We start from the raw sequence: 21,119 nt of genomic DNA on the forward strand, positions 1-21,119 counted from the left end.
CGTTCGGACCATGACGACTGAACTGAGCTACGAGGGAACTCTGAAGGAACTGCAGACCGATCTCGGTGTGCTCCGGTACCACGAAGCCGGCGACGGCCCGCCGCTCCTGCTGCTGCACGGATCGGGCCCCGGCGTCACCGGTTGGCGTAACTACCGCGGCGTTCTCGCGGACTTCGCGGAGCACTTCCACTGCTACGTTCTCGAGTTTCCCGGATTCGGCGTCAGCGATCCCGGCCCCGACCATCCGATGATGATGGCGCAGGCGTCGGTCGGGATGTTCCTCGACGGCCTCGGCCTCGGCCCGGTCCACATGATCGGTAACTCCATGGGCGGCATCGTCGCCACCAAGGTCGCGATCGACGAGCCGCACCGGGTGAGCAAGCTCGTCACCATCGGCGGCATGGGAAAGAACACCTTCTCGCCGGGGCCCGGTGAAGGCATCAAACTCCTCATGGAGTTCACCGACAACCCCACCCGCGAAGCTCTGGTCCGCTGGTTGCATTCGATGGTCTTCGACCGTGCCGTCGTCACCGAGCAGCTCATCGAAGAGCGTTGGGCCCTGGCCACCGAGCCGACGACGCTCGAGATCGCCCGTCGTATGTACAGCAGCAAGGCCATGGCCGCCATGGGCGCGGCTGCCGCTGCGTCGACCGCCGTGCCGTACTGGGCGCAGCTGAACAAGATCAAGGCGCCGACGCTGTTGACCTGGGGACGCGACGACCGCGTCAGCCCCGTGGACATGGCGATTCTGCCGATGCGCGACATCCCCAACGGCGAAGTTCACATCTTCCCCAACTGCGGACACTGGACGATGATCGAAGCTCGCGACGCCTGGGTCGCGTCCGTTCTGGCATTTCTGACGCGTCCAGAAGGCAAGTAAGGCCCGTGCGCCTTTTTGGTAGCCCCCACTACCAAAAAGGCGCACAGGGGTGCTCCCACTCACCGGGAAGCGTTTCTGCACTTCGGTGGGCTACCTGCCACCGTTTCACCAACAGATTTTCATTCTGCCCAGGCACTCGCCGGGTAGCGAAACCAGAAAGCCGGAAAAATCATGGGTCAGGTTCTGGACAACATCTCACAGTTCGCCGACGAGATCCGCGCCGACGGGGTCGAGGGCGACAAGCTGATGCGCTTGACGGACGGCAGCGCGAAGCGCTTGCGCGACTCCGGCGTCATCCGGATGTTCCAGCCGAAGGAGTTCGGAGGCCTCGAGGCGCATCCGCGTGAATTCGCCGAGACGGCAATGGCTATCGGCGCGATGGACGGTGCCACGGGCTGGGTCAGCGGCATCGTCGGTGTTCATCCGTGGGAGCTTGCGTTCTTCGACCGCAAGGCTCAGGAAGAGGTGTGGGGAACCGATCCCGATACGTGGATGGCGTCACCGTATGCGCCGATGGGCGTGGCGAGGCCGGTCGAGGGTGGGTACATCCTCAACGGTCGTTGGTCGTTCTCGTCCGGCACCGATCACTGTGACTGGATCATGATCGGCGCGATGGTCGGTGACGAGTCCGGCAAGCCGTTGATGCCGCCGAAGCACCTGCACGTACTGCTGCCGCGCTCCGATTACGACATCGACCAGGACAGCTGGAATGTCGTGGGCCTACGCGGAACCGGGTCGAAGGACCTGATCGTCAAGGACGCGTTCCTGCCCACCTACCGCACGATCGACGCCGGAAAGGTGTACGACGGGACGGCGTGGAAGGAAGCGGGCCGTACGGAGACGTTGTACAAGTTCCCGTTCTCGTGCATTTTCCCGTTGGGGATCACCTCGTCGTTGATCGGTATCGCCGAAGGTGCGTTGGCGTGCAACATGGCGGCGCAGCGTGAGCGTGTGACGGTCAGTGGTGTTCCGATCAAGGAAGATCCGTACGTGCTGTTCGCGATCGGTGAGGCGGCGGCCGAGATCGCTGCTTCTCGGGCTGCGATCTTGGAGACGGTGGATCGTTTCTGGGACATGACGGAGAAGGGGCAGGAAGTTTCGTTCGAGCTTCGTGCGATCGGTCGCCGTACGCAGACTGCTGCTGCGTGGCGGGCGGTGCGTGCGGTGGACGAGATCTTTGCTCGTTCCGGTGGTGGGGCTTTGCAGTTGAACACGCCGATGCAGCGGTTCTGGCGTGATGCTCATGCCGGTCTCGCGCACGCGATCCACGTACCTGGCTCCATTTTCCATGCGTCGACGCTCTCGCAGCTCGGTGGCGAACCGCAGGGTATCCACCGCTCGATGATCTAGTCCCACAAATACTTTCGAAGCAAGGACGGTTAGGCATGACTGAAATTCGGGGCCTGGGGTATCTCAGGATCCAAACGCAGGACGTGGCTCGCTGGCGCGAGCTCGTGGTCGACGGACTCGGCCTCGCGGTCGGTAGTGGCCCGGAAGCCGACGGCCTCTACTTGCGCCTGGACGAGCGTCGTGCGCGACTGATCGTCCTGCCCGGTGAGACGGACAAGGCTCTCGCAGTGGGCTGGGAAGTGCGAGATCAGTTCGCGCTCCAGCGTGTTCGTGAAGCAGTGGAGAAGGCCGGAGTCGAGGTCGAGGTTCTTTCCGAGGTCGACGCCAGCTACCGCGATGCCGAGCAGGTCATCGCATTCGACGATCCCAACGGCAACCGAGTCGAGGTCTTCTTCGGACCGGTACTCGACCACAGCCCGTTGGTCACCCCGCACGGCGGCCGTTTCGTCACCGGCGATCAGGGCCTCGGCCATGTGGTGCTTCCGGTTACGCGTTTCGACGAGGCATACACCTTCTACACCGAGGTGCTCGGATTCCTCCCGCGCGGTTCCATCCGTCTCGGCGGTATCGATGCGCCGCCGCCGGCTCGCCGCGTTCGCTTCATGGGTGTCAACCAGCGCCACCACAGCCTGGCGTTGTGCCCGGCGCCGCCGGTTGACGAGCCCGGTCTCGTGCACCTGATGATGGAAGCCGAGACTCTCGACGCCGTCGGTCAGGCTCTCGATCGTGTTGCCAAGCTCGGCTTCTCGATCTCCTCGACGTTGGGTCGCCACACGAACGACAAGATGGTGTCGTTCTACGTGCGCGCACCGGGTGGATGGGATCTGGAGTTCGGCTGCGAAGGCATGCTTGTCGACGAAGCCTTCTACACCGCTGAGGAAATCACGGCCGACAGCTACTGGGGCCATGACTGGTCCGAGAGTGAACCGCTGGCCGCGTTCACTCCCAAGAGCTAGCTCTTACGCAACGAAAAAGCTCGGTCCCAATGCATATCGGGGCCGAGCTTTTTCGTGCGATAGATCAGGAAGCTGCTGCGGCCAAACCGGTTTCGAGGTCGGCGAGAATGTCGTCGATCCCTTCGATGCCGACCGCGAGGCGGACGAGCCCCGGCGTGACGCCCGAAGCGAGCTGCTCCTCGGGGGTGAGCTGCGAGTGCGTCGTCGACGCGGGGTGGATGACGAGTGAGCGAACGTCACCGATGTTGGCGACGTGGCTGTGCAGCGTCAGGGCGTTGACGAACTTCTTGCCTGCGTCGACTCCACCGGCGAGCTCGAACGCGACGATGGCGCCGGTTCCCTTGGGAGCCAGCTGCTTTCCGCGCTCGTGCCAGGGCGAGGATTCCAGTCCGGCGTACGCGACCGACGTGACCTCGGCGCGGCCCTCGAGGAATTCCGCGACCTTTTGGGCGTTGGACACGTGGCGCTCGATGCGCAGGCTCAGTGTCTCGATACCCTGCGAGATGAGGAAGGCGTTGAACGGTGCGATGGCCGAGCCGAGGTCGCGCAGAAGCTGAACGCGTGCCTTGAGGGCGTAGGCGGGTGCACCGAGATCGGCAAAGGTGACGCCGTGGTAGCTGGGGTCGGGGGTCGTGAAGTTGGTGTGGCGTCCCTGGGTCCAGTCGAAGGTGCCACCGTCGACGATGACGCCGGCGATCGCGGTGCCGTGTCCGCCAAGGTATTTGGTGGCGGAGTGGACGACGATGTCGGCGCCGTGCTTCAGCGGCTGAATGAGGTACGGAGTTGCGACCGTGTTGTCCACGATCAGCGGGATGCCGTGCTCATGGGCGACTGCGCTGATGCCGGGGATGTCGAACACGTCGTTCTTGGGGTTGGAGATGGTTTCGCCGTAGAACGCCTTGGTGTTCGGACGGATTGCCTCACGCCAGTGATCGAGGTTGTCCGGGTCCTCGACGAAGTCGACGGTGATACCGAGCTTGGGCAGCGTGTAGTGGAAGAGGTTGTACGTGCCGCCGTACAGGCGAGGGCTTGAGACGATGTGGTCCCCGGCCTCGGCGAGGTTGAGGATCGCGAAGGATTCGGCGGCCTGACCGGACGCAACCAGCAGAGCCGCGACTCCGCCTTCGAGGGCGGCGATGCGCTGCTCGACGGCGTCCTGCGTCGGGTTCATGATGCGGGTGTAGATGTTGCCCGGCTCGGCGAGGCCGAAGAGCGCCGCCGCATGGTCGGTGTTGTCGAAGACGTAGCTGGTGGTCTGGTAGATCGGAAGCGCCCGAGCGTTGGTAGCGCTGTCCGGGCCCTGTCCGGCGTGGACCTGCTTGGTTTCGAACGACCAATCGGCGGTCGGATCGGTATCGACGGGGGTGTTCTCGCTCATGAATTCATACTCCGTGGTGAAGGTGGGTTGGTGCGGGTCAGGCGGTTTCGACGACTGTATGCACTGGGACGGGATTGCGGGTGAGATCGAGTACGGGGCAGTGGGCGTCGACCGTTTCCTGCAGTTCCAGGTAGCGCTCGCGGGTTTCGGGGCCGGTCAGGGTGACGACCACGCGGACCTCGGAGAATCCCGGACGGACGGCGTCGTCGAAGCCGAAGAATCCACGAACGTCGAGGTCACCTTCGGCTCTGGCCGAGATGTCGTCGAGAGCGATACCGAGTTTGTCCGCCCAGACGCGGTAGGTGACCACCTGGCAGGAGAGCAGGGAAGCAAGGTAGTACTCGACAGGATTGGCTGCGGTGTTCTCGCCGCCGAGGGCCGGCGGCTCGTCGACCTCGACGCTGTACTTACCGAGAGAAATGGTGCTGGCAACGGCGTCGTGCGCCTGGGCGGAAGCCTTGAATACGACGTGCGCTTTGCTGGCGTCTTTGTCGATGGCGTCGGCGTTGGCTGCTACGACGGAACTCAGGTGTGAGATGGAGGCGGTGGTCATGACAGAAATGTCCCCTGATCTGGGTGTACATACGAGTATCGACGTGAGCGGCGCTCACGTCGTAGGTCCGATCAGTAGATCGGACACCCGGATGTACAGACATGCGCAAAGTCGACATGGCGCCGCCGCGTCAGCAGCGTGCCCGTCTCGTATGCGCCGATTCCCGTCACAGGAGAGACTGTAACCGGTTCATACCCTTTCCGACCAGACGTATAGGAAATCTGTCTCGGATTGTGGTCTGTCATGCGGGCGGCAGTCCGCTCCATCGGGGTGTCCGACGAGTGGCGAAAGCGTCGAGTCCTTCGGCGATGTCCGGAGAGCGCAACACTGCGTCCTTGGCGTCGTCGGTGACCTTCCATCCGTCGGCGTCGGCGTCGGCGTAGAGAGCCTCGATGGCCTTCAGACTCAGACTCACGGAGGTGGGGGAGGACTCGCAGATCTCCGCTGCCATCACCAGTGCCTCGTCGAGTGCCTTACCAGGGGCAGTGACTGCATTGACGACGCCGAGGTCCTTTGCCCTTTCGGGATCGAGTGTGCGGCCGGTGATCAAGAGTTCACGGGCGACGTTGATCGGAAGCGCGCGAGGAGCCCGAAAGAGTGCGCCGGACGTCGCAACCAGACCGCGTTTGGTTTCGGGAAGGCCGAATTGCGCTGTGGCAGAGGCGACGATCAGATCGCAGGCCAGTGCGATTTCGAAACCGCCACCAAGCGCGTAGCCCTCGACTGCAGCGATCAGGGGCTTGTTCCGCCGGCGCCGAATGACGCCGTACTCACCGCCGCGAGGCATGCGAAGGTCGGCCCGCTCTCGGATATCGGTTCCGGCGCAAAAGATGTTGGGGGTTCCGGTGATGATGCCGACCCACAGATCAGGGTCGTCGTCGAGAAGATTCAGCGCGGCTTCGATTCCCTCGGCAGTCTCACGGTTGATCGCGTTACGGCGTTCTTCGCGTTCGATCCTGACGATGAGAACGCGGTCATGGCGTTCGGTGGAAACAGTCGACATAATTGGACTGTAGTCCACCTATCGGAGGCGGAGGTGCGTCACCTGACGGGACGGACATTGGACACATTCCGGACTGTGGCGAAGACTGTGTTCTGAGGCGGAGAAGGGCAGGTCGACGTGATTTCCAAACGAGAACAGAACAAGCGCGACACCAACGACAGGTTGCTCTCGGCTGCTCGAATTCTGTTCTCGGCGCAGGGTTTCGCCAGCACGACCGTCGACGACATCGCCGAGCGAGCCGAGGTGTCGCGAGCCACCTTCTTCAATTACTTCCAGGGCAAGGACTCGGTTCTCGAGGCGTTGCACAGTGATCATCTCGATCAGCTTGCGGCACTGGTGGATCAGCTCATGGAATCGCCGATGCCGACTTCTGATCGGATCTCCCGGATTTTTCAGGACTTTGCGCAGCAAGCGATCATGCACCCGCGCTATCTGCGCATGGTGACTGCAGAACTCGAGCGCGACTTCGCCTCCTCCGGAGCGGGGGCGGCCCACGATCATCGGTTCCACGTGGAACTTCTGCGGATCGTCACTGCCGGTATCGAAGCCGGCGAAGTGAGATCGGACTACCCGCCGCTCTTTCTCGCACAGATGATCGGTGGTACGTACGGAGCGTTGGTCCGCTTCTGGCGGCAAGACGCCGATTACGACGTGGTCGGAGAATTCGATCGCGGAGCCAGGTACGTCGCGGAAGGCATCGCTGCTCGCTGATCAGGGAGTGGGCACTACCAGAGGCAGCATCTGCTGGACGCTCACCGAAAGATAGTTTGCGGCAGTCTGATCGCCGGACAGATGGCGCAGCAGGCTCTGCTGGAACAGGCCGTCGAAGATTGCGTACATCGCCGCCGAGGTGACCGATGCCTCTACGTCGAGAAGCTCGGCGTAGCGAGAAACAATGCGCCAGATCATGTTTTCGAGACTCTCGTCGATCGCGGCGACGTCGGCTCGGAACGACTCCTCGAACATCGACTGCGCGCGCAGGTCGTACCAGAGGCGGTGCATCGTGGGTTCTTCGATCATGGTCTCGGCGAGCAGTGTGCCGAAACCGGTTTTCAGTTCCTCCGGTGTCTTCGCGGTGGCGACGATGCCGTCGTAGCGGGTTACGCAGCGTGCCTTGTAGTGGCGCACGCAGTGGGTGATGAGATCGACCTTGTCGCTGAAGTAGTAGTGCAGGACGCCGTGGGAGAACTCCGAATTCTGGGCGATTTCGCGCAGGCTCGTGCGTGCGTAGCCCAATTCGGCCAGGGTTTGCAGTGCGGCCTCGGCGAGTTGATCACGTCGCTCGGAGAATTTGTCGACCTGGCGACGCGACACCTTGTCTGCGTTGGACCGCTTCTCCGAAGAGACAGGAACCGCCTTTTTCCCTGCCTCACTAGGCTTCTCGACTGTCGTGGTCACGATGGCACGTCCTGTTCCCTGCGGTTTCCACAGCGGCACGATCACCGCGTCCGAATCAGTGTAACCCCTGGTCTTTGACGAACGTGTAACAAAATCTTGACAGTCGTCAAGATTTCTCTTGACACTCGTCCAAAGTTGAATACTCTGTGACTCACACCACTTGGCAGCGTCGCTGTGAACGGTGGCATCGCGAGAGTCGTTTCAGTCATGGAGGCAGTCGAAAATGAGCGTGTTTGATCTCGAGGGACGAAAAGCACTGGTCACAGGTGGTGCCAAGGGGCTCGGAGCCGGAATGGCTGAGGCGTTGGCGAAGGCGGGGGCGTCAGTGATGATCGGCGACGTTCTCGAAGACGAGGGTCGTGCCACCGCAGAGGCTGTTGGTTCGGGCGGAGTCAAAACCGGCTTCGTAAAGCTGGACGTCACCGACGATGCCAACTGGGAAGAGGCAGTCGCCGCCACCGCGGAGACTCTCGGCGGCTTCGACATCCTCGTCAACAACGCAGGCATCGAGATTTCCTCGCTGGTGGTCGACCTCGATCCGAACGACATCCGCCGTATGTGTGAGGTCAACATCCTCGGAACAGCGCTCGGAACCAAACACGGACTGCGCAGCATGCGTCCGGGTGGCGTAGCCGGAACCGGCGGTTCCGTCATCAACATCTCTTCAGTGGCCGCAACCATTCCGTTTCCCGGGATCAGTGGATACTCCGCGACCAAGTCCGCGGTCGATCGCTTCACCAGAGTTGCCGCCGCCGAGTCGGGCAAGCTCGGCTACGGAGTCCGCGTCAACTGCATCTACCCGGGTCTTGTCGCCACGGAGATGGGTCTCGGACTCGCGGCGGACATGGAGAAGCTCGGTCTCTGGCCCAGCGCCGAAGCAGCAGTCGGAGACGTCATCGGCCTCACCCCGCTCGGCCGCCTCGGTGAAGTGAACGACATGGCTGACGCCGTTGTGTTCTTGTCCTCCGACGCCGCGCGATTCATCACCGGAATCGGCCTACCGGTCGACGGTGGCATGGGCATGTAACTCGCCCTTCATTCGTACGTACACCCTTCTCACGTCTTCGAAAGGTTCCACGAACATGTCCGAAAAGAAGCCCGTCATCGTTTACGGCGTCTCCGGGTACACCGGCCGTCTGGTGTGTGAATACCTGCGCGAGTTCAACATCCCGTTCATCGCAGCCGGCCGCGACGCCGCTCGCATCCAAGAGGTCCTCGACAAGATCCCTGGTTTGGACACCGTCGATCACGAGGTCGTCGAGGTCGAGCACACGGTCGAGGCTCTCACCGAATTGTTCACCGGTGCAAAGGTTGTCAGCAACATGGTCGGGCCGTTCATCAAGCTCGGCGGGACCGTCGTCGAAGCTGCGTTGAATGCCGGTTGCCACTACATGGATACCACCGGTGAGCAGGACTGGGTACTCGACGTCCAGGAGAAGTTCAGCGACAAGTATCAGGAGAAGGGCCTGCTTCTCTCGCCCGGTATCGCGCAGATGTACACCACCGGTGAGATCGCGGCCAATATCGCACTGGAAACGCCGGGCCTCGATACGCTCGACATCCTCGTGCTGTGGAAGGGATTTCCCACCTACGCGTCCACTCAGACGATCTTCACCATCCTCAAGGCAAACTGGTACTACCTCGAGCAGAACAAGTACGTGCAGTGGGCGCCCGGCCAGACTTTCGACGTCGTCGTTCCGGGCCAGCACGAAACTGCGCTTGCATTGCCGTGGGGCGGAACATGCCACCCGGTGTGGTTCAAGAACGATCCGCGAGTTTCCAACGTCAAGGCTGCGGGCGGAGTGTTCGACCGCACCGTGATGGAAGGCGTTGTCGCGACGCAGAAGATCGTGGAGGAGCAGATCAAGACCCTGCCCGCCGACGAGCAGGAAGCCGCCTTGGCCGAGATCGCCGGATCGGTTCAGGCCGGTATGCCCCCTCGTGAGAATCCGCGCATCAACACCTCACTCGACTCCGTCTACGCGTCGGGCCCGCTGGGTCGCTCGCACGTCGTGATCCACGGAAACTGTAACTACAAGCAGACGGGCCTCCTGCACGCCTATGCAGCGCATTCTCTGCTCCAGCAGGCGCCGAAGCGGACCGGGCTTGCCTCGGCTTGCCAGGCGTTCGGCCATCGCGAACTGCTCGGCGCGCTACGTAGTTTCGGGCTGGCTCTGGAGCCGGAAGTAACCATCAACGCCTAACTCGTCGCCCTCGTCATCATGTTCACGGCTCCCGGCGTGTAGCGCGCCGGGAGCCCCGCCCTGGAGGCTCCCCATGCGTTTGACCGACTATCTCGACAAGGGAGCCTCTCTTGGTTCCACCGCACCGTGTTTGACGATGGGGGAGCGCACTCTCTCCTACGGCGAGGTGCAACAGTTCAGCCGACGCTTCGCAGCTTCGCTCGCGGCTTCGGGCATCGCGCCGGGCGAAAAGGTCGCGATTCTGTCCGGCAATGATCCGATCTCGTTCTCGTGCGTATTCGGAATAAGCCGGGCCGGCGGCGTCTGGTGCCCGATCAACCCTCGCAACGAAGCTGCGGAAAACCGAGACCTGTTGGATTTGTTCGATTGTCGCGCTCTGTTCTTCCAGAAGTCCTATGCGCCGCTAGTCGACCAGATCAAGGATGCGCTTCCCCAGTTGGTGACGCTCGTCTGCATCGACGGCGAATGGGACTCGGCACAGTCCCTCGAAAGCTGGCTCGGGGAAGAAGAACTCGACGCCGCGGCGCCCGACGACGTCACCATGCTGGTCGGCACCGGTGGTACAACTGGACGGCCAAAGGGAGTGATGTTGACCGGGCACAACATCGAGACGATGACCGCAATCACTTTGATGAGTTATCCGTTCGAGGGGCGCCCGGTGTATCTGGCGCTGGCACCGTTGACTCACGCCGCCGGTGTTCTGTGCTTCCCGATCATGGCCCTCGGCGGCGAAGTAGTGATCATGCCGAAGCCCGACCTCGGGTACTTCCTCGCGAACATTCAGAAGCACAAGGTGACTCACACATTCCTGCCGCCGACGCTCATCTACATGCTGCTCGAGCACGAGGCCCTGTCGGCCACGGATCTCAGCTCGCTGCAATGCTTCTGGTACGGAGCGGCGCCGATCTCCCCGACCAGACTCGCGGAGGCGATCGACAAGATCGGCCCGGTCATGGCTCAGCTGTTCGGGCAGAGTGAAGCCCCCATGATGATCTCGACGATGTCACCGAAGGAGCACTTCGGCTCGGACGGCACTGTCGCAACGTCACGACTTTCGTCGGCGGGTCGACCGTCGCCGCTGGTGACCGTGGGGATCATGGACGACAAAGGCGCGCTGCTCGGACGTGGCGAGCGTGGTGAGGTGGTGATTCGCAGTTCGTTGGTGATGGCGGGTTATTACAAGAACCCCGACGCAACCGCGGAAGCGTCAGCCCACGGCTGGCATCACACCGGCGATATCGGGTACCTGGACGAGGACAATTTCCTGTTCATCGTCGACCGTGCGAAGGACATGATCATCACCGGCGGTTTCAACGTCTATTCGGTCGAGGTGGAGCAGGCACTCATGGCGTATCCGGGGATTCAGGACTGCGGAGTGATCGGGTTGCCGGACGACAAGTGGGGCGAACGCGTTGTGGCAGTGGTGCAACCGCACCTCGGCGCCGACATCGACGGCGCCGAGGTGATGGCTTTCGTGAAGGCTCGCATCGGAAGTGTGAAGACTCCGAAGCAAGTCATCGTCTGGGACGATCTACCTCGCTCCAAGGTCGGCAAAGTTCTCAAGAACGAGATCAAGAGCGAGCTGACTGGCTGAATACCCTCGGGACGCCTATGTTTCACCGCACGGAGTGCCTGTCGAAACCGACAGGCACTCCGCTTTCTTGTCACCCCGGCTGGTCGATTGCTCACGAATCGAGTACCGATCATCGGGAATCGTGTCTGTGAAGTTCGAATCGCGACCCGCATCGTCTCTGTGTCAGCCATCACAATGATGTGTTCGAATGAGTACGAGGTGAATCATGCGTCACGAAAGAACAGTCACCGAGCAACTTCCCCTTCCGGCCAGGACCGTCCGGAAGGTCATGCTCCGCTTCATGCCGGTCATCGGATTGGCATACATCGTCCTGTATCTCGACCGATTGAACATCGGCGTTGCAGCATTGACGATGAACAAAGAACTCGGAATATCGGCCTCGATGTTCGGGTTTGCGGCCGGAATCTATTTCTGGAGTTACACGATCTGCGAACCCCCGAGCAACTACATCCTCACAAAGGTCGGTGCGCGGCGCTGGATCACACGAATCATGATCACGTGGGGCGTGGTCACCATCGGAACCGCGTTCGTTCAGGGTGCCAGCGGATTGGTGGCAGCACGATTCCTGTTGGGTATTGCCGAAGCCGGCTTTTCGCCCGGCATGCTGTTCTTCGTCTCGAAGTGGTTCCCGAATCGGGATCGAGGCAAAGCAATGGCGTGGATCGTGACCTTCATCTGTATCTCCGGCCTGGGTACTCCGATCACCACACACCTGATGGCTATCGACGGCTTTCTCGGGCTTTCCGGATGGCGATGGGTTTTCATTCTCACCGGCGTCCCCGCTGTGGTCATGGCGTTTGTGATCTACAAGGTTCTGCGGGACAAGCCTTCGGAGGCGGAGTTCCTCTCCGAGGAAGAACGCGGTTGGCTCACCGATACGCTCGAGTCCGAGGCGCAAGAGCGCGAAGCGGTCGTCGGTAAGCACAGCTTCCTCCAGGGACTCGTGCACCCACGAGTACTGGTGTTGATCTCCGTGTTCATTTGTTTCACCTTCAGCCTCAACGGTTTCCAGATTTGGATGCCGCAGATTTACGCGCAATTCGGGATGAGCACCAATCAGATCGGATGGGTTGCCGCACTACCTGCACTGATTGCGATCGGACCGATGATCTGGTGGACGCGCCATTCGGACCGCGCCGGAGAGCGCCCCGTGCACTTCGCCATCGCCGCATCGGTCGCAGCACTCGGATTTGCTATTGCTGCGCTGTTCTTCACCACACCGGTTGTCGCTATCTTCGGATTCTGCATCGCCGGGATCGGTCTCTACAGTTCGATGAGCATCTTCATCACCATGCCTTCGAGCTTCCTTACCGGCGCTGCCTTGGCGGCAGGTTTCGGTGTCATCAACGGAATGGGTAACCTCGGAGGCTATTTCGGTCCACAGGTCACCGGCTGGATCAAGGACGCGACCAACAGTTTCACACCGGCAATCGGGGTGTACTCCGCGGTGCTGGCGACGGCAGCATTGATCGTGCTGCTGCTCAAGGTGATCACCAGAAAGGCCGACAAGGCCAACGACCAACTGACACTGGATTACCGGGCGGAGCGCGACGCCGGAACCTTAGTTGCACCTGAACAGGCTTGAGCCGAGTCTCGGCCCCGGAAGATTCCCGATCAACGGGAATTCTTCATTCTTCAGGCGAGCATGCGCAGGACATCATCACTTATCAGGATCACAGTCGTCGACCGTGGTTTCGTCGGCAACGAACAAACGAGGACTTCGTGAGTAGATACTTCGGGCCTTTGCGCCAATTGGGTTTTGTGGTCAACGACATCGACAGCGCGCTGAAGCATTGGATCGACGTTGTCGGCGTTGGCCCCTTCTTCTTCGTGGAGGACCAACCGTTGAACGACTTCGTCTTCCGTGGCAAGTCGAGTGCGCCTCGATTCAGTGTGGCGCTCGCGCACAGCGGAAGCGCGCAGATCGAGCTGATTCAACAACACAACGATGAGCCGTCGGCATTTCGCGAGTTCGCCGATCGAGGGCTCGAAGGACTTCAACATGTTGCCTACTGGACAACGGATTTCGATCGATATGTGGAGGAATCCAAGAACCGAGGGCTCGTCGAATTGCAGAGTGGTAGATCCGGTAGTGGCGCACCGGATGAGCGATTCGTTTACTACGAGGACGGCCCGTATCCGGGAACAGTCATCGAAGTCTCGGAGGTCAGCGGAAGGAAGGGCGATCTGTTTCGCGCAGTCGAGGCTGCATCGAAGGAGTGGGACGGGTCGAATCCCATTCGCGACATGAGGAAGGTGCTGTAGTCGTGAGTAGGAAGGTAGCGATCGTCACTGGTGGCGCATCCGGGATCGGCCTGGCAACGTGCAAACGATTCGCCGACTTGGGTTGGCATGTCATCTCTGCCGACCTGTCGCATACATCCGGAGACACTGCGCCAGAACCAGATACACGGACGGTCGGCGTTCGAGTGGATGTCACCGATGAGGGAGACATCCGACGGCTTCGCGACGTCGCCGAAGAGCTGTTCGGTCGTGTCGACACGGTTGTGACCTCGGCGGGAACCGCGGACAACGCGCCGATCCGGCACACCACACCCGATCGATTCAGGCGAACCCTCGAGCTGAACCTCGTTTCCACGTTTGCGGTGGTCAGGGAGTTCGTGGATCTGCTCGCCGCAGATGGCGGCGGATCCGTGGTGACAATTGCCTCGGTTTCCGGCCTACGCGGCAGCGTAGACCGTGCTGCGTATTCCGCATCGAAAGGTGGCGTGGTCGCGTTGACCACACAACTCGCGATCGAGCTCGCCGGCGAGGGGATCCGAGTCAATTGTGTTGCACCGGGTTCGACGCGGACACCGCTTGCAAGTCGGGCCCAGAGCCCTGAAATGCAGAGCGCCATCTTGCAATCGATCCCGTTGAGCCGTTACGCGGAGCCGGCTGAGATTGCCGAAGTCGTGACCTTTGTCGCTGGTCCCGGCGCCGGTTTCGTGACGGGTCAGACGTGGACAGTCGACGGAGGTCAGTCGATGACAGCCGGTTGGAATCTTCCGAAGGAGCGACATGACTCTTGAGGCAACGTCCAGTACAACGGAGAAACCGGTAATCATCGGAGTGCACGTCAACGAGAACACCATGCGCGCACCCAATCCCCACATTCCGTGGACGCCCAGCGAAATAGCCGACACTGCCCTCGCTTGTGAGGGTGCGGGGGCGTCGTTGATGCATTTTCACGGTCGAGCCGTGGACGGCGGCGTGGATCACTCGGCGGCGACCTACGGAGAGATCGTCGAGCGGGTTCGGGCGGTATCGAATCTGCTGCTTGCGCCGTCGATGGCCAATGTTCCCGGCTACACGATAGACGAGCGGCTGTCGAATCTTGCCCCGAACCAAAGTGATCCGAAACGACGTTCGGACTTCTTGGTCGTCGACATGGGCTGTGCGGCGATGGACTTGATCGATGCGACGACAGGCTTGTTCGCAACCGATTCCAGGGTCTTCGTCAACGACACTCGAACACAGATCGAATTACTCTCGCGCGCTAGTGAATTGGGTCTGGTGCCGTATCAGACGTCATTCAACGTGAGTTGGACGCGCGCGATCTTCGCCCACGCAAGGGTGCGGAATCCGTCGTCACCATTGGTGATCGCTTTCATTCTCGGTGGTGACGAGTTTCCGGCTGCACATCCGGCGACAGCAGCAGGGCTACGTGCGCAACTGGACCTCCTGCCGGCTGATCTTTCAGTGGAGTGGATCGTCTCGGCCTACCGAGGCAATGTTCTTGCAGCAGCGGAGGAGTCGATCAAGCGCGGGGGCCATGTAGCAATCGGTGCCGGTGACTACCACTACGAAGAACTGGGATACCCCTCCACACCTGATCTGGTCGCCGAAGTTGTTTCGATCGCTCGGCGGTACGGGCGTGAACCCGCAACTCCTGATCAGGCACGTCGAATTCTAGGGGTGGATGTCCATGCGAGTAGTTGAAACCGAAGGTGCCGAACCTACTTTGGTTCATTCCTCTAACGGAACGAGAGTGTGGATCATGGATTCGATTGCGTTTGCTTCCTCGGCTCAGGCCGGTGATGTGATCGTGACCGGATCACACGGAGGGACGAGTGCTGGAGAGTACGCCGTCGGGTTCGGGGTTCGTGTTGTGGTGTGCAATGACGCCGGCATAGGGAAGAACAAGGCCGGAATCGCAGGTTTGGCTGCGATCGACGCCCAGAAGATCGTCGGCATTGCAGTCGGACACGAGAGTTCGCGTATTGGAGATGGCAACGACGTGTGGGAGTGCGGCATCGTGACGTATGCCAATCCGACTGCAGTCGCAGCGGGTGTGCGTGTGGGCAGCCGCGTTTCCGAAGAAGTGCTGGCACTGATAGAGAGGAGCGTCGACTGATGTTTCGGAACATTGTCGGTGTGGAGAACGGTAGACAGATTGTCGTCATGGACAGTATGTCGCAGATCGAACGGTCGGACCGCGACCGCATCGTCGTTGCGGCATCCAACGGCGGTCAAGAGTCAGGGCGGATGGCGATTGCGACGGGCTGTGCGTTGGCGGTGCTGAACGATGCCGGAATCGGCAAGGACAACGCGGGGATCATCGGAATCGTCCGCATGGGAGATTCGGGACTTGCCGGCGTAGCGGTCAGTCACGACTCTGCCGAGATCAGCAATGGAATGGATATGTGGCACAACGGAACTGTTTCGTATGTCAACGAGCCTGCAGCGGAGGCTGGGATACGGGTCGGTGACAACGTTCGCACGTGTGTGAGTGCGTTTGCGGTTCGCTTCCCTGTCGGCCCAATGTCGGCGTCCGAGAGTTCGTCATGATCGGCCATGTGGTCAACCGGCCCGAGGATGTAGTCCGCGAAGCGCTCGAAGGACTTCAGATCCTGCACCCGGAAATGCTCTCCTACCACCGAGATCCGTTGTTTGTGACTCGCGCGGGTGTCGCCCGAGACAAAGTTGTGTTGGTCTCAGGTGGCGGGGCCGGGCATGAGCCGTTACACGCGGAGTTCGTCGGATCCGGCATGTTGGACGCCGCAGTTCCTGGGTCGGTCTTCGCCAGTCCCACAGCCTTTCAGATCCGCGCTGCGGTCAATGCTGTCGAGACCGGACGGGGTGCACTTCTCATCGTGAAGAACTACACCGGAGACAAACTGAATTTCTCGATCGCGGCCGAGTTACTCGGAACTGAGCGGCAAGTGGAGATCGTGATGGTCGACGACGACCTCGCGACGACGACTGCAGACGAGGGTGGACCTGGACGTCGTGGTACCGCTGCGGTAATTGCCGTGGAGAAGATTTGTGGGGCGGCCGCGGAACGGCACTGGGCGCTTTCCGAGATCGCTGACCTGGGGCGCCGGGTGGTGGCGGCGTCGGCGACGTTGGGTGCAGCTTTCCGCTCGTGCACGGCTCCCGGACAGGATCGTCCGTCCTTCGAACTGGCGCCGGGGGAGATGGAGTTCGGCATCGGAATCCATGGCGAGCGTGGACGTGAGACGCGTCCGACGGTTCCTGCCGCCGAACTCGTGGCGCAGTTGTCGGAGCCGATCCTCGATGCTGTCGGGGTTGAGCGCGGGGACGGTGTGATAGCGATAGTGAATGGGCTAGGGGCAACCCATGGACTCGAATTATCCATTGCCACTGCAGAATTAAAGTCTTTCCTCGAGGATGCCGGTATCGGTTTGGATCGTGTGATTGCAGGTTCTTTCGTCACTGCATTGGATATGCACGGGCTCTCTATCACCCTTCTCCGTTCGACCGAGGAGTTTCTGGATCTCTGGGATGCAACGGTACGCACTCCCGCACTCGCTTGGTAACTCGAATATGCACTACTGAAAAGAGTTTCATGATGACAATGTTGAGCGTCGGGGACACTCGGGCGTGGATCGATCGATTTGCCGATGCCGCCGAAGATCAATTCGATTCCCTCACAGATTTGGACCGGCTTGTCGGAGACGGCGATTTCGGAATGAATCTGCGGACGGGCCTGCGAAGTGCGGTGCAACGACTTCGTTCCGACCCGCCGACCAGTCCTGGTGAAGTGTTCGCCCGTACGTCGGATGCGTTTCTCGACATCGGTGGGACAAGCGGACCACTTCTCGGTCTGTGGTTCGGCCGGATCGGAGCAGTCTCTGGAGTTGAAGTGACCGCAACAGACTTGGCTTCTGCCCTGGGTACGGCGACAGCTGCGGTGCAGCGTCTCGGCAATGCCCAGGTGGGTCACAAGACCATGGTCGACGCCATGGTCCCCGCAACCAGCGCATTGACCGAGGCGGCAGTCAGCGGGGCAACCTTGTCCGCTGCCTTGAACTCTGCGGCCACGGCTGCGAGGCTCGGCGCCGAATCGACTCGCGCGATGCTCGCCCGCCGCGGACGCGCGACCTACGTGGGAGAACACGCCAGGGGCGTCGAGGACCCGGGGGCATCGGCGATTGCCATGTTCTTCGCCGCATCCAGCTACAGGAGCGTTCCGGCATGAGCGATCTGCGAGACAAGGTCATCGTCACAGTTGCCCCGACGGGTGGCTTCCTCACTGTTGCCGACAATCCGTTCATTCCGACTCAGCCTGAGCAGATTGCGGCGGATGTGGCACGCTGCCACAGCGCTGGAGCCAGCGTGGCAGCACTTCATGCTCGACGACCGGACGATCAAGCGACCTGTGATGCCGCAATCTATCGGCAGATGAATACGCTTGTCCGCCAAAGCTGCGACATCGTGATCAACAACTCGACCGGCGGCGGAGTCAACGGTGACATGGTGAGTGTTCGCAGTGACGGTGCGCGCATCGTGGACTGGGACGCGAGGCTCCAGGGCCTGCATGGCGGCGCAGACACATGCACGCTCGATGCCATCACGGCCTATGTGACCTCACCGGTCGGTGAGGTACTGATGGACACGCCGCCCAGTCGTGCCGCCGAACTGGCAGCGTCAATGCGCAAACTAGGAATCAAACCTGAGTGGGAGGCCTTCAGCCCGTCACATCTGCTCCAGGAGATACGTACGTTGACCGAAGGGCAGCCTGGCCCGCACCTCGTCAACCTTGTACTGGGACTTGATCGAACTTTTCAGAATGCGATGCCGTACTCCCCGCAGATCTTGCAGCAGATGGTGGAACACCTACCGGAGGAATCGGTCTTCTCCGTGAGCATCAGCGGGCCAGATCAACTGCGTGGTCTGACTCATGCACTCCTGCTCGGAGGGCACGTGCGTGTGGGAATCGAAGACTATCCGTTTCTCGCGAATGGAGAGCCGGCCGAGAACGTTCGTTTGGTGGAGAACATCATCGACATCGTCCAGCGACTCGGAATGCAGCCTGCAACACCTGGGGAGGCAAGGGCAATCCTTGGTTTGGAGGGTTCGGATGAGTAGAACACCGACGAGTAGAACACTTCGCTCGCAGGATTGGTTCGGAGGCAATGATCTCAATGCATTCATCCACCGCTCGTGGATGAAGAACCAGGGTATCCCTGATCGGATGTTCGACGGCCGACCGGTTATCGGTATCTGTAACACGTATTCCGAGCTCGCGCCGTGCAACGCTCACTTCAGAGATCTGGCCGAGCAGGTGCGACTGGGAGTCATCGAAGCAGGCGGATTTCCAGTTGAGTTTCCGGTGATGTCATTGGGTGAGACGATCATCCGCCCCACCACGATGCTCTATCGGAACCTCGTCAGCATGGATGTGGAGGAGTCGATTCGAGCCAATCCGATCGACGGCGTCGTACTGCTCTGCGGCTGCGACAAAACCACCCCGGCGCTGGTGATGGGCGCAGCCAGTTGTGACCTTCCCACCATTGTCGTATCCGGTGGGCCCATGTTGAACGGCCGCCATCAAGGTAAGACTGTCGGATCTGGAACCTCGGTGTTCGAGATGAGTGAAGCAGTGCGAGCCGGATGCATGAGTGAATGTGAGTTCAGAGCAGCGGAATCGGCTATGTCTCGATCGCCCGGTCACTGCAACACTATGGGCACCGCGTCGACGATGGCGTCGCTTGTCGAGACTTTGGGCCTCACGCTCCCCGGTAACGCTGCGATCCCGGCAGTGGATTCACGGCGACGTGTACTTGCACGCGACAGCGGCGTGAGAATCGTGGAGATGGTGGCCGAGAACCTGACGATGTCTTCGGTCGTCGACCGAAATTCATTCGAGAATGCGATCAAGGTGAACACGGCTATCGGTGGGTCCACCAACGCTGTGGTGCACTTGCTTGCCATCGCCGGGAGGCTGGAAATTCCCCTCGAGCTCAGCGATTTCGGGGAGCAGAGTCGTGACGTTCCCCTGCTGGTCAACCTCATGCCTTCGGGTACCTATTTGATGGAGGATTTCTTCTACGCAGGCGGACTGCCTGCGGTGATCGCCGAGCTCGGAGACATCCTCCATCTGGATGCCGCCACGGTTACCGGAAAGACTCTCGGTGAGAACAACTCCGGCGAAACAATTTGGGACGACGACGTAATTCGTAGCACGGCGGCACCGTTGCTGGAGCAAGCCGGCATAGCGGTATTGACCGGCAATCTCGCGCCGAACGGTGCAGTGATCAAGCCATCTGCGGCGTCGCCGGAGTTGCTCAGCCACGTGGGCCGTGCGGTCGTGTTTCACGGAATGGACGACTTCACGGCGCGCGTCGACTCGCCGGATCTCGACATCGAGGCCGACGACGTCATCGTCCTCACCGGCGCTGGACCGAAGGGGTTTCCGGGTATGCCAGAAGTAGGTAATCTGCCACTCCCTCGAAGGCTGCTCGAGCGGGGTGTACGAGACATGGTCAGGATCTCTGATGCGCGAATGAGCGGAACAGCCTTCGGCACAGTCGTTTTGCACGTTGCGCCCGAAGCGGATGCCGGTGGGCCTCTCGGCGCGGTCAGGGATGGTGATTTGATCGAGTTGGATGTTGCTCGTGGGGTCTTGCGTGTACTCGTCGACGACGACGAGCTGGCCAGGCGTCTCGAGGCGTTGCCGCCACGCGTACAAAAGAGTACGAGTGGGTATCAACGACTGTTCGTGGATCATGTGATGCAGGCCGACCGCGGAGTCGATTTCGATTTCCTGGTGGGCAGGCGTGGAACGGAGGTACACGGTGACAATCACTGAGCGTGTCGGCCGAGTCGTGGTCGTGACCGGTGCAGGGTCGGGACTCGGCCGCGCAATGGCCAGAGGTCTACTCGATGCAGGACACCACGTTGTATTGGCTGGTCGAAACAGCGTGAGCTTGGAAGCGACAGGTGGGGGTCACGAGCGCGCAGTGGTAATTCCCGCTGATGTGTCCTCGCCCGAATCGGTTCACCGGTTGTTCACATCCGTGACTGAGTGTTTCGGCAGACTCGATGTGCTTGTCAACAACGCAGGGACATTCGGGCCGTCGGGGAGTGTGGACGAGATCGATCCTGAAGCGTGGAACGCGACAGTCGCAGCCAATCTCACCGGCGTATTCCTTTGTGCGCGTGAAGCGATTCGTATCATGAAAACACAGGATCCGAGAGGAGGCCGGATCATCAACAACGGGTCGCTCTCCGCTCACACGCCCCGGCCCGACAGTGCCGCCTACACGGCGACCAAACACGGTGTGTCAGGTTTGACGAAGTCGATCTCTCTCGACGGCCGAGAGTTCGACATCTGTTGCAGTCAAATCGACATCGGCAATGCGGCAACTGACATGACAGCCGGAATCGGCCACTCGGCAAGACAAGCTGACGGCACCACCAGGCCCGAGCCGACATTCGATCCTCGTCATGTCGCGAACACCGTTGTGCAACTGATAGATCTACCACTCGACGTGAATGTCCCGACTCTGACGATCATGGCAAACCGGATGCCGTACGTCGGGCGCGGTTGACGG

Annotated in this window: 22 protein-coding genes; 18 read left to right on the top strand and 4 right to left on the bottom strand. The window is 60.9% G+C overall.

Annotation, left to right across the window (positions count from 1 at the left end):
• The first annotated feature begins 10 nt into the window (after window positions 1-10).
• The 3 genes from RhoBH5_RS17725 (at window position 11) to bphC (ending at window position 3,186) form a co-directional block, all read left to right on the top strand.
• Window positions 11-880 (top strand): alpha/beta fold hydrolase, encoded by an 870-nt coding sequence (locus RhoBH5_RS17725; RefSeq protein WP_019745379.1) that lies wholly within the window; start codon window positions 11-13, stop codon window positions 878-880.
• 171 nt (window positions 881-1,051) lie between these two features.
• Complete coding sequence (locus tag RhoBH5_RS17730; RefSeq protein ID WP_003940250.1) at window positions 1,052-2,230, top strand: acyl-CoA dehydrogenase family protein; 1,179 nt, start codon at window positions 1,052-1,054, stop codon at window positions 2,228-2,230.
• Between the two features lie 35 nt (window positions 2,231-2,265).
• Window positions 2,266-3,186, top strand: coding sequence for a biphenyl-2,3-diol 1,2-dioxygenase (gene bphC / locus RhoBH5_RS17735; RefSeq protein ID WP_003940493.1), 921 nt, complete (start codon window positions 2,266-2,268; stop codon window positions 3,184-3,186).
• A gap of 64 nt (window positions 3,187-3,250) precedes the next feature.
• Here the strand turns inward: bphC and RhoBH5_RS17740 are convergent, their stop codons facing one another.
• The 3 genes from RhoBH5_RS17740 to RhoBH5_RS17750 all read right to left on the bottom strand — a co-directional run bounded on the left by RhoBH5_RS17740 (window position 3,251) and on the right by RhoBH5_RS17750 (window position 6,120).
• Window positions 3,251-4,564, bottom strand: coding sequence for a bifunctional o-acetylhomoserine/o-acetylserine sulfhydrylase (locus RhoBH5_RS17740; protein WP_003939848.1), 1,314 nt, complete (start codon window positions 4,562-4,564; stop codon window positions 3,251-3,253).
• 37 nt (window positions 4,565-4,601) lie between these two features.
• Entirely contained in the window at window positions 4,602-5,117 is a 516-nt protein-coding gene (locus tag RhoBH5_RS17745) for an OsmC family protein (protein WP_007732784.1), read from the bottom strand.
• Window positions 5,118-5,358: 241 nt separating this feature from the next.
• Window positions 5,359-6,120, bottom strand: coding sequence for an enoyl-CoA hydratase-related protein (locus tag RhoBH5_RS17750; RefSeq protein ID WP_003940058.1), 762 nt, complete (start codon window positions 6,118-6,120; stop codon window positions 5,359-5,361).
• A 117-nt stretch (window positions 6,121-6,237) separates the two neighbouring features.
• Here RhoBH5_RS17750 and RhoBH5_RS17755 point away from each other — a divergent pair, with 117 nt between their 5' ends.
• The gene (locus tag RhoBH5_RS17755) at window positions 6,238-6,831 is read left to right on the top strand and encodes a TetR/AcrR family transcriptional regulator (protein WP_003940428.1); all 594 of its coding nucleotides are present in this window, start codon (window positions 6,238-6,240) and stop codon (window positions 6,829-6,831) included.
• Here RhoBH5_RS17755 and RhoBH5_RS17760 read toward each other — a convergent pair whose 3' ends face one another.
• Window positions 6,832-7,434 (bottom strand): TetR/AcrR family transcriptional regulator, encoded by a 603-nt coding sequence (locus RhoBH5_RS17760; protein WP_442972468.1) that lies wholly within the window; start codon window positions 7,432-7,434, stop codon window positions 6,832-6,834.
• A gap of 307 nt (window positions 7,435-7,741) precedes the next feature.
• Between RhoBH5_RS17760 and RhoBH5_RS17765 the strand changes: the two genes are divergently transcribed.
• The 14 genes from RhoBH5_RS17765 to RhoBH5_RS17830 all read left to right on the top strand — a co-directional run bounded on the left by RhoBH5_RS17765 (window position 7,742) and on the right by RhoBH5_RS17830 (window position 21,116).
• Window positions 7,742-8,545 carry an SDR family NAD(P)-dependent oxidoreductase gene (locus RhoBH5_RS17765; RefSeq protein WP_007732778.1) on the top strand — a complete coding sequence of 268 codons (804 nt, stop codon included), beginning with the start codon at window positions 7,742-7,744 and terminating at the stop codon, window positions 8,543-8,545.
• Between the two features lie 55 nt (window positions 8,546-8,600).
• Window positions 8,601-9,722 (top strand): DUF5938 domain-containing protein, encoded by a 1,122-nt coding sequence (locus RhoBH5_RS17770; RefSeq protein ID WP_270008610.1) that lies wholly within the window; start codon window positions 8,601-8,603, stop codon window positions 9,720-9,722.
• Window positions 9,723-9,795: 73 nt separating this feature from the next.
• Window positions 9,796-11,316, top strand: a complete 1,521-nt coding sequence (locus RhoBH5_RS17775; RefSeq protein ID WP_065351429.1) for an AMP-binding protein — start codon at window positions 9,796-9,798, stop codon at window positions 11,314-11,316.
• Window positions 11,317-11,521: 205 nt separating this feature from the next.
• Window positions 11,522-12,901: an MFS transporter gene (locus tag RhoBH5_RS17780; RefSeq protein ID WP_007732774.1), complete on the top strand. Its 1,380-nt coding sequence runs from the start codon at window positions 11,522-11,524 to the stop codon at window positions 12,899-12,901.
• A gap of 137 nt (window positions 12,902-13,038) precedes the next feature.
• A complete protein-coding gene (locus RhoBH5_RS17785; protein ID WP_042448493.1) occupies window positions 13,039-13,581 on the top strand; it encodes a VOC family protein in 543 nt (180 codons plus the stop codon).
• Between the two features lie 2 nt (window positions 13,582-13,583).
• Complete coding sequence (locus RhoBH5_RS17790) at window positions 13,584-14,348, top strand: SDR family NAD(P)-dependent oxidoreductase (RefSeq protein ID WP_042448491.1); 765 nt, start codon at window positions 13,584-13,586, stop codon at window positions 14,346-14,348.
• Window positions 14,338-15,258, top strand: coding sequence for a 3-keto-5-aminohexanoate cleavage protein (locus RhoBH5_RS17795; protein WP_042448488.1), 921 nt, complete (start codon window positions 14,338-14,340; stop codon window positions 15,256-15,258). The genes RhoBH5_RS17790 and RhoBH5_RS17795 overlap by 11 nt, the downstream gene beginning before the upstream one ends.
• A gap of 58 nt (window positions 15,259-15,316) precedes the next feature.
• On the top strand, window positions 15,317-15,673 hold the full coding sequence (locus RhoBH5_RS17800) for a hypothetical protein (protein WP_007732768.1): 357 nt from the start codon (window positions 15,317-15,319) through the stop codon (window positions 15,671-15,673).
• Entirely contained in the window at window positions 15,673-16,107 is a 435-nt protein-coding gene (locus RhoBH5_RS17805; RefSeq protein WP_042448482.1) for a hypothetical protein, read from the top strand. Before RhoBH5_RS17800 ends, RhoBH5_RS17805 begins: the two co-directional genes overlap by 1 nt.
• A complete protein-coding gene (locus RhoBH5_RS17810; protein WP_042448479.1) occupies window positions 16,104-17,099 on the top strand; it encodes a dihydroxyacetone kinase subunit DhaK in 996 nt (331 codons plus the stop codon). Before RhoBH5_RS17805 ends, RhoBH5_RS17810 begins: the two co-directional genes overlap by 4 nt.
• 32 nt (window positions 17,100-17,131) lie before the next feature.
• Window positions 17,132-17,761 (top strand): dihydroxyacetone kinase subunit DhaL, encoded by a 630-nt coding sequence (gene dhaL, locus RhoBH5_RS17815; RefSeq protein ID WP_007732765.1) that lies wholly within the window; start codon window positions 17,132-17,134, stop codon window positions 17,759-17,761.
• Window positions 17,758-18,651, top strand: coding sequence for a 3-keto-5-aminohexanoate cleavage protein (locus tag RhoBH5_RS17820; protein ID WP_042448476.1), 894 nt, complete (start codon window positions 17,758-17,760; stop codon window positions 18,649-18,651). Before dhaL ends, RhoBH5_RS17820 begins: the two co-directional genes overlap by 4 nt.
• A complete protein-coding gene (locus tag RhoBH5_RS17825; RefSeq protein WP_042448473.1) occupies window positions 18,644-20,374 on the top strand; it encodes an IlvD/Edd family dehydratase in 1,731 nt (576 codons plus the stop codon). Before RhoBH5_RS17820 ends, RhoBH5_RS17825 begins: the two co-directional genes overlap by 8 nt.
• Window positions 20,361-21,116, top strand: a complete 756-nt coding sequence (locus tag RhoBH5_RS17830; protein WP_065351428.1) for an SDR family oxidoreductase — start codon at window positions 20,361-20,363, stop codon at window positions 21,114-21,116. The genes RhoBH5_RS17825 and RhoBH5_RS17830 overlap by 14 nt, the downstream gene beginning before the upstream one ends.
• Window positions 21,117-21,119 lie beyond the last annotated feature (3 nt).

The sequence above is a fragment of the Rhodococcus sp. BH5 genome, from assembly GCF_027583855.1.
GTDB lineage: Bacteria > Actinomycetota > Actinomycetes > Mycobacteriales > Mycobacteriaceae > Rhodococcus_F > Rhodococcus_F qingshengii.